The sequence below is a fragment of the Longimicrobium terrae genome (genome assembly GCF_014202995.1).
GTDB classification, from domain to species: Bacteria; Gemmatimonadota; Gemmatimonadetes; order Longimicrobiales; family Longimicrobiaceae; genus Longimicrobium; species Longimicrobium terrae.
The window spans coordinates 1-6,845 of sequence record NZ_JACHIA010000041.1; the positions used below are offsets into that span (position 1 = coordinate 1).

General features: G+C 70.0%; 5 protein-coding genes. 4 read left to right on the forward strand and 1 reads right to left on the reverse strand.

Annotation, left to right across the window (positions count from 1 at the left end; all coding sequences use genetic code 11):
- Nucleotides 1-790 precede the first annotated feature (790 nt).
- Nucleotides 791-2,614, forward strand: coding sequence for a methyl-accepting chemotaxis protein (locus HNQ61_RS28055; protein ID WP_170040195.1), 1,824 nt, complete (start codon nucleotides 791-793; stop codon nucleotides 2,612-2,614).
- A complete protein-coding gene (locus tag HNQ61_RS28060; protein WP_170040197.1) occupies nucleotides 2,604-3,656 on the forward strand; it encodes a BMP family lipoprotein in 1,053 nt (350 codons plus the stop codon). Before HNQ61_RS28055 ends, HNQ61_RS28060 begins: the two co-directional genes overlap by 11 nt.
- A gap of 504 nt (nucleotides 3,657-4,160) precedes the next feature.
- Here the strand turns inward: HNQ61_RS28060 and HNQ61_RS28065 are convergent.
- Entirely contained in the window at nucleotides 4,161-5,351 is a 1,191-nt protein-coding gene (locus HNQ61_RS28065; protein WP_170040199.1) for an acyl-CoA dehydrogenase family protein, read from the reverse strand.
- Between the two features lie 203 nt (nucleotides 5,352-5,554).
- On the opposite strand from HNQ61_RS28065, the gene HNQ61_RS28070 reads away from it, so the two are divergent.
- Both HNQ61_RS28070 and HNQ61_RS28075 read left to right on the forward strand, forming a co-directional pair.
- Nucleotides 5,555-6,172 carry a TetR/AcrR family transcriptional regulator gene (locus HNQ61_RS28070; protein ID WP_170040201.1) on the forward strand — a complete coding sequence of 206 codons (618 nt, stop codon included), beginning with the start codon at nucleotides 5,555-5,557 and terminating at the stop codon, nucleotides 6,170-6,172.
- Nucleotides 6,173-6,442: 270 nt separating this feature from the next.
- Nucleotides 6,443-6,628: a hypothetical protein gene (locus HNQ61_RS28075; protein ID WP_170040203.1), complete on the forward strand. Its 186-nt coding sequence runs from the start codon at nucleotides 6,443-6,445 to the stop codon at nucleotides 6,626-6,628.
- The last annotated feature ends 217 nt before the right edge of the window (nucleotides 6,629-6,845 follow it).

The window sequence follows — 6,845 nt, forward strand, 5'->3', positions numbered from 1 at the left end:
CACACCCCACTCCTCGGCAAGTAGGTCAGCTCTCATGCAGAGCAGAATATCCCGCCCCTACCCCGCCGACAAGATAAAGTTAACGCGTATGCCCCCGGCCCCTCCCCGTGCAAACTGCCGCACGGAGAGGGGAGAACTGCAACTCAGCTTGATTCGCCGGGTTGAGGCGCATGCGGAGAGGGCCCCCTCCCCCCAGCCCCCTCCACCCGCTCCGCGGGAGAGGGGGAGCCGTTCGGCGCGGGGGCGGGCCGCGGCAGGTTGCGGGTCGATGCGGGGAAAGTCGACGCAGGCCAGCCTGACGTTTTGGGGTCTCGGCGGCTCGCCGCGGTGGGGGCGGATGATGAGCTTCGCGGCCCGCCAGCCGGTCCGGGAGCGGCGGTTCCCTCCCGCGCGAACCGGATCGGGACATGGATCGCGGGATGGAGGTTCATCCGATGTACAAGGTCCGTCAAAACGCCGCGGGCTGGCGGGACTGGACAGTGAACGCGCGGCGCGTTACTCTCCGGTAAACACAAGCACCACGCGGAGATCCGCCCCTGATCGCGGGCCGGTTTTCGCCGTTCGGGAGCGGGATCGCGGGCGGGGCGGATTGCTTCCGGCCTCCGCCGGTCTTTCGCTTCCGTCATCGCAGACCGGATCCGCTCTCCGGTCCCCGTACGGCAAGGTCGCTCGCCAGAGCGACCTTTCTTTGTTTTGCGGCCCGTCCAATCCAATCGTTTCCCGCCCCAACCCGGCGGGAAATTTCACTGCACAGCGGCGGACGCCCCGGTCCGCGCGAGAACGGCATTCCATGAACAACGGCGGCTGGTACACCCTGGGCCGCGTGGTGGCGGGCGGACCCAGGCGGCTGCGGGAGCGGCTGGGCGCCCTGGGCTTTCGCGGGCGCATTGAACTCCTTCCCCGGCTTGCGATCGCGGCGTTGGCCACGGTGCTGGTTGTGGGCGCGCTGTCGTCGCTCAACAACCTGCGCCAGGTGGAGCGCATCGGCTCGCTGCACGTGCCCGCCGTGCAGCGCAGCCGCGACCTGAGCGAAACGCTGGACGCCGTGCACCGCGAGTTCCGCGACGCCGTGGCGCTTCGCGATACGGCCATGCTTACGGATACCGACACGCTGCGCTCGCACTTTCTGGCCGACGCGCGCGGCCTGGGCGAGATCGGCGCGGTGGACGAGGACGAGGCGGCGTCGCTGGGCGAGGCGTTCGACGCCTGGTACACGCGCGCGCGCCGCACCACGTCGCGCTTCATCGGCGGGGAAAGCAGCCCGGAGATGATCGCCGACCTGCAGGCGATGACCGCCGGGCGCGCGGAACTGGGCACCCGCATCGCCCGGGTGCGCAGCGCGCGCGAGGCCGACATCGCCCAGGTGTTCCGCGCGTCGCGGTGGATGGGGATCGGCACGCTCCTCTTTGTCCTCGCCGTGGCGGCGGCGGCGGGGTGGCTGCTGTGGCGCATCAGCCGCGAGGTGCTGGGCAGCGTGACCGCGCAGGTGGATGAGGCCGTGCAGGTGGCCGAGCGGGTGAGCGCCGGCGACGTGGACGGCGTGGAGGCCCGCGGCATCGAGACGGTGGAGGCGGACGCGGGCGGGACGGACGAGCTGGGGCGGCTGGTGGCGGCCATGCGCGGGATGGTGGCGTACCTGCGCGAGATGGCGCAGGCGGCGGACCGCATCGCGGGGGGCGACCTGAGCGTTCCCGTCCATCCGCGGTCGGAGCGCGACACATTTGGCCACGCGTTCCAGCGCATGACCACCTCGCTGCGCTCCATGGCCGAGGTGGCCGACGAGATCGCCGCGGGCGACCTGACGCGCCGCGTGGAGCCGCGCTCGGACGAGGACCGCTTCGGACGCGCCTTTTCGGGAATGCAGGCGCGCCTCAGCAGCGTCATCGACGAGATCCGCGGCGCGACGCACACCATGTCGGCCAGCGCGGCGGAGCTGGCGGCGAGCGCGCAGGAGCTTTCCGCCACCGCCACGCAGCAGGCGCACGCGGTGATGGAAACCACCGAGGCGCTGTCGGAGGTGAACGCCGTGGCGCAGGGAAGCGCCACCCGCAGCCGCGACATGCGCGCTGTCGTGCTGCGCGGCGCCGGGCACGCGGAGCGGGGCGCCGCCGCCGCGGTGGAGACGGTGGAGGCGATGAACGCCATCACCCGCCGCATTTCCGTCATCCACTACCTGGCGGACCAGACCAACCTGCTGGCGCTGAACGCGGCCATCGAGGCGGCGCGCGCGGGCGAGCACGGACGCGGCTTTTCCGTGGTGGCGGCAGAGGTGCGCACGCTGGCGGAGCGCAGCCAGGAAGCGGCGCGGGAAATCGGCGCCATCGCGGCCAGCAGCAGCGGCGTGGCGGACCGCAGCGCGGGGCTGATGACGGCGCTGGAGCCCGTCATCCGCGAAGCGGCCGCCCTGATGGAAGAAGTGGCCGAATCCAGCACGCGCCAGTCGGAACAGCTGGCGGGGGTGGGAGAACGGACGGTTGAGATGGACCAGATCACCCAGAACAACGTGGCCGCGTCGCAGGAACTGTCCTCCACCGCCGAAAAGCTGGCGGCCGAGGCGGACCAGCTGCAGGCGCTGGTGAGCTTCTTTCGCATCCGGGGGCACCATGACCGCTGAACGGATGCGCCGCGGCGCGGTGGCCGTCCTCCTTCTGGCGCTGGCCGCGTGCGCGTGGGATGGGGGGACCAAGGTTGCAAAGAAGCGCGTCCGGGTCGGCCTCGTGCTGAGCAGCGGGGGCCGGGGGGACGGCGGATTCAACGACGCGGCCATCGCCGGGCTGGCGGAGGCCGCGCGCACGCTGGGCGCCGACACGGCCGTGAGCGAGAGCGGGGGGGACGAGACGAGCCCCGCCGCGCTGGGCCGCTACGCGCAGGAGGAACGCGATCTGGTGGTGGGGATCAGCTTCATGGCGAGCGCGCCCGCGTTTGCGCTGGCCAACCAGCATCCCAACACCGACTTCGCCGTGCTGGACTATTCGCCGGTGACGGATTCGCTGGGCCGCGCCATGCCCACGCCGCCCAACCTGGCCGGCATCACCTACCGCTCGGAAGAAGGCGCCTTTCTGGCCGGCGCGCTGGCGGGACTGATGTCGAAGACCGGCCGCGTGGGCTTCGTGGGCGGGATGGACGCGCCGGTGATCCGCCAGTTCGAGGCGGGGTACGCGGCGGGGGTGCGGCGCGTGTGCCCGGCCTGCCGCGTGGTGGTGAGCTACGCGGGAACGACGCCCGCGGCGTTCAGCGACCCGGCGCGCGGGCTGGCGCTGGCCGCGGCCCAGTACGCGGGCGGGGTGGACGTCATCTTTCACGCCGCCGGCGGTACGGGGACGGGTGTGTTCCGCGCCGCGCGGGAGAGCGGGCGGTGGGTGATCGGGGTGGACGTGGACCAGTACGACCAGGCGCCCGGCCGCGTGCTGACGTCCATCACCAAGAACCTGGGCGTGTCGGTGCAGGGGCTGGTGAAGCAGGAGTCGGAAGGTGCGTTCCGGGCGGGACTGATCTCGCAGGGGCTGGCGGATGGGGCATTGGGATGGATTTACGATGAGCGGAACCGGGCGCTGATCCCCCCGGCGGTCTACAATCAGGTGGAGACGCTGCGGCAGGCGGTGATTGCGGGGCTGATCCAGGTGCCGCGCGTGCCGGAGGAAGCCGCGGCGGGGTGATGACGGGGTGATGGCGGTGCGGGAGGACGGTGCGGGAACGGCACTGGGAGAAGGGTGCGGAGGTGATGCAGACGGTGGCGCGGCCGCGGGCGGGGGCCCTCACCCCGCGTGCTGCGCACGACGACCCTCTCCCACGAACAGATGTGGGAGAGGGAGCACACACCAGTGTCGTGCGGGGGAAAGTTCGTAGCGGGGTGGCGGGTTCCGTCCGGCGGTTGAAACCGCGCCTCGAAAGACACGAAGTCCGCCTGCGCGGACTGGGACGCCACCCCCGCTGGCAATCCCCTACGCAGTTGAAGCCCTGATCGTGGACGCGGCAGCGGCCGCGAGTCGGGGGTTCCCGCTGTTGGAGCGGCGGATTCATTCGCTCAAGAGACTCGCGGCCACACCCAGCTTCGCCTCTTGCTACGAGTTCTCACCCGCCCCAACCCTCCCCCGGTCTTTTTCGGGGGAGGGTGGGCCGGTGGTGCCGGCCCGGGTGGGGGCCGCCCTGGAGCCCGCGCTCTACACGAACGCGCTGTGGCCGGTGATGGCGCGGCCCACGATCAGCGTGTTCATCTCGTTGGTCCCCTCGTACGAGTAGATGGCCTCCGCGTCGGCGAACAGGCGCGCGGCGCCGTGCTCCAGCAGAATGCCGTTTCCGCCCATCAGGTCGCGGGCAAGCGCCACCGTCTCGCGGCACTTCGCCGCGCAGAACTGCTTGGCCAGCGCGCTGTGCTCGTCGCGCTGCGTGCCATCCTCCTGCATCCGCGTCACGCGCAGCGCCAGGCCCAGCATCGCCGTGATGTTGCCCAGCATCAGCACCAGCTTCTGCTGAATCAGCTGGAATCCCGCGATGGGCCGGCCGAACTGCTCGCGGGTGCGCGCGTACGCCAGCGCGTGCTCGTACGCGCCGATCGCGCACCCCACCGCCTGCCACGACACCCCCGCCCGCCCCACGCGAAGAATCCGCCCGACGTCGGAAAAGGTGTTCGCCTCCGGGAGCCGGTCGCTTTCCGGCACGCGGCATCCCTCCAGCGTGATCAGCCCGCTCTGCACGGTACGCTGGGCGATCTTGCCGGTGATCTTTTCCACGCGGTAGTCCGGATTCTCCGTCCGCACCAGGAATCCGTGCACGGCGCCGGGCTGCTCGCCGCGCGCCCAGATCACCACCACGTCGGCAAAGGTGGAGTTGCCGATCCACTTCTTCTGCCCGTCCAGCACCCACCCGTCGCCATCCCGCCGGCAGCGCATGGTGAGGCCGCCCGCCGTTCCCGAGCCCACCTCCGGCTCCGTAAGCCCGAACGCGCCCACGCGCTCCCACCGCCGCAGCGCGGGGAGCCACTCCTCCTTTTGCGCCACCGATCCGCAGAGCGCGATGGAGCCCATGCACAGCCCGGCGTGCACGCCAAAGAACGAGGCCGACCCCGGATCCACCCGCGCCATCTCCATGCTGATGACGGCGCGCGCCACCGGCGGCGGGCCCGGCTCGTCGCGGTACCAGCGGTCCAGCAGATTCAGCTTGGCGATCTCGGCGCGCAATGGCTGCACGAACGCTTCCCGCTGCCAATGGTCGTTCACCACGGGCGCCACCACCCGCTCCATCAGTTCGCGCACCTTGAGCCGCGTCTCGTTCTCCTCCGGCGTCAGCGTGCCGAAGTAGCCGTAGAAATCGGGATCCAGCGAGGGCGGGCGGCGGGTGGACTCCTTGGACACGTGCGTTTCTCCGGGTGCGGGCGGGTTCGGTCGCGACGGGACGGGGCCGGTGCAAGCGCCTTGCCGAACGACGTTCGGCCAGCAACCTGAAAGACGCCGGGCAGGCGTGCGACCCCGCCCGGCGCCGGTTGACAACGTTCCGGAGCGCCGGGACATTGGTCGGGGGCCGGAATGCGCCGCGCCCGGCTCCTTTTGCGCCGCCCATGCAGCCCTGGACTGAAAACGGCCTGCGCGCCTCCACGCTCGAAACCGCGCGCACTCTGCTGGTGCGCGATGGCTATGAGAACCTGTCCATGCGAAAGATCGCGCGGCAGGTGGGGTGCAGCGTCAGCAGCATCTACGAGCACTTCGCCAGCAAGGACCAGCTGGTGCACGCCCTGATCGACGAGGGATTTCAGCGCTGGTACGAGGTGGTGGTGCAGGCCGCCCAGGCGCCCGGAACGCCGCCGCATAGGCTGGAACTGCACTGCCGCGAGTACGTGAGCTTCGGTCTGGCCAACCCGGAGTTCTACGAGATCATGTACCTGCAGCACCCGCGCGCACTGGAGCGCTTTCCCCGGGAGCTGTTCCGCCGCGCCACTCGTTCGATGGATGTGCTGTCGCAGTTGGTGCAGGAGACGGCCCCCGGCGCGCTGGCCGGCCCCGCGGAGGCGCGCATTCAGGCGCACGTGGTGTGGGCGCTGCTGCACGGCGTGGTATCGACCATTCTGGCCAACCGCCTGGACAGCCGCATTCCCCAGGCCGAATACATCGACGGCGCCATCCAGTTCGCGCTTGATGCGGTGCAGCGGCTCGAGCGGGCGGATGGACGGTCGTCCTGACTGGATGAAGGGCACGGTGGTCATGATCGATGAAAGCCCCTCCGCCCTGAGTTGGAGGGGCTTTCCCCGCGATGGCGCGAAACCACTGTACGTGATCCGAACCACCGCCGGGTCCGGGGATACGTGCGGTAGGCGTCCAACGTTGCCACCGTGCGATTGTCACGATTTCTCCGCGAGGTGGATTCCAGAGTTGCGCGGGAACACGGATTGCGTATTGTGTCGCTAAATACCAGAGACTCTCTCTGGGATTCCATGCACAAGGAGCAACTCATGGCCGCCATCAAGCTTGAAGACCTGACCGTCACCTCGTTCTTCTCCGAGGAGGCCAAGCAGCCCCAGCCGGAAACGGAATGGATCTGCACCGGTGACATCAGCACCTGTTCGCGCACCAGCCCGCAGGGCGGATGCGACACCAGCGTGCAGTGTGTGACCGTTCCGCGCACCGGCTGCTGCTGAGCCAATCCGCCTTTGATCGGCGGATGGATTGATCATCAAAGCGGGCCCCGGCAGTTTGCCGGGGCCCGCTGTTCGTTGTGCGCAGTGCCGGCCCGTCACCACCGGCCCACCAACCCGTGCGAGAGCGAATGAATCCGCCGCTCAAGAGCCTGTCTGATAAACCCGTTGAGGGACTGCGGGCGGATGATAGCGAGGGTAGATTGGGGGGAGAGGAACG

Bases quoted from the DNA above. Each gene is read 5' to 3' on its own strand.
- HNQ61_RS28055 (WP_170040195.1), top strand. From the start codon at position 791: ATGAACAACGGCGGCTGGTACACCCTGGGCCGCGTGGTGGCGGGCGGA.
- HNQ61_RS28060 (WP_170040197.1), top strand. From the start codon at position 2,604: ATGACCGCTGAACGGATGCGCCGCGGCGCGGTGGCCGTCCTCCTTCTG.
- HNQ61_RS28070 (WP_170040201.1), top strand. From the start codon at position 5,555: ATGCAGCCCTGGACTGAAAACGGCCTGCGCGCCTCCACGCTCGAAACC.
- HNQ61_RS28075 (WP_170040203.1), top strand. From the start codon at position 6,443: ATGGCCGCCATCAAGCTTGAAGACCTGACCGTCACCTCGTTCTTCTCC.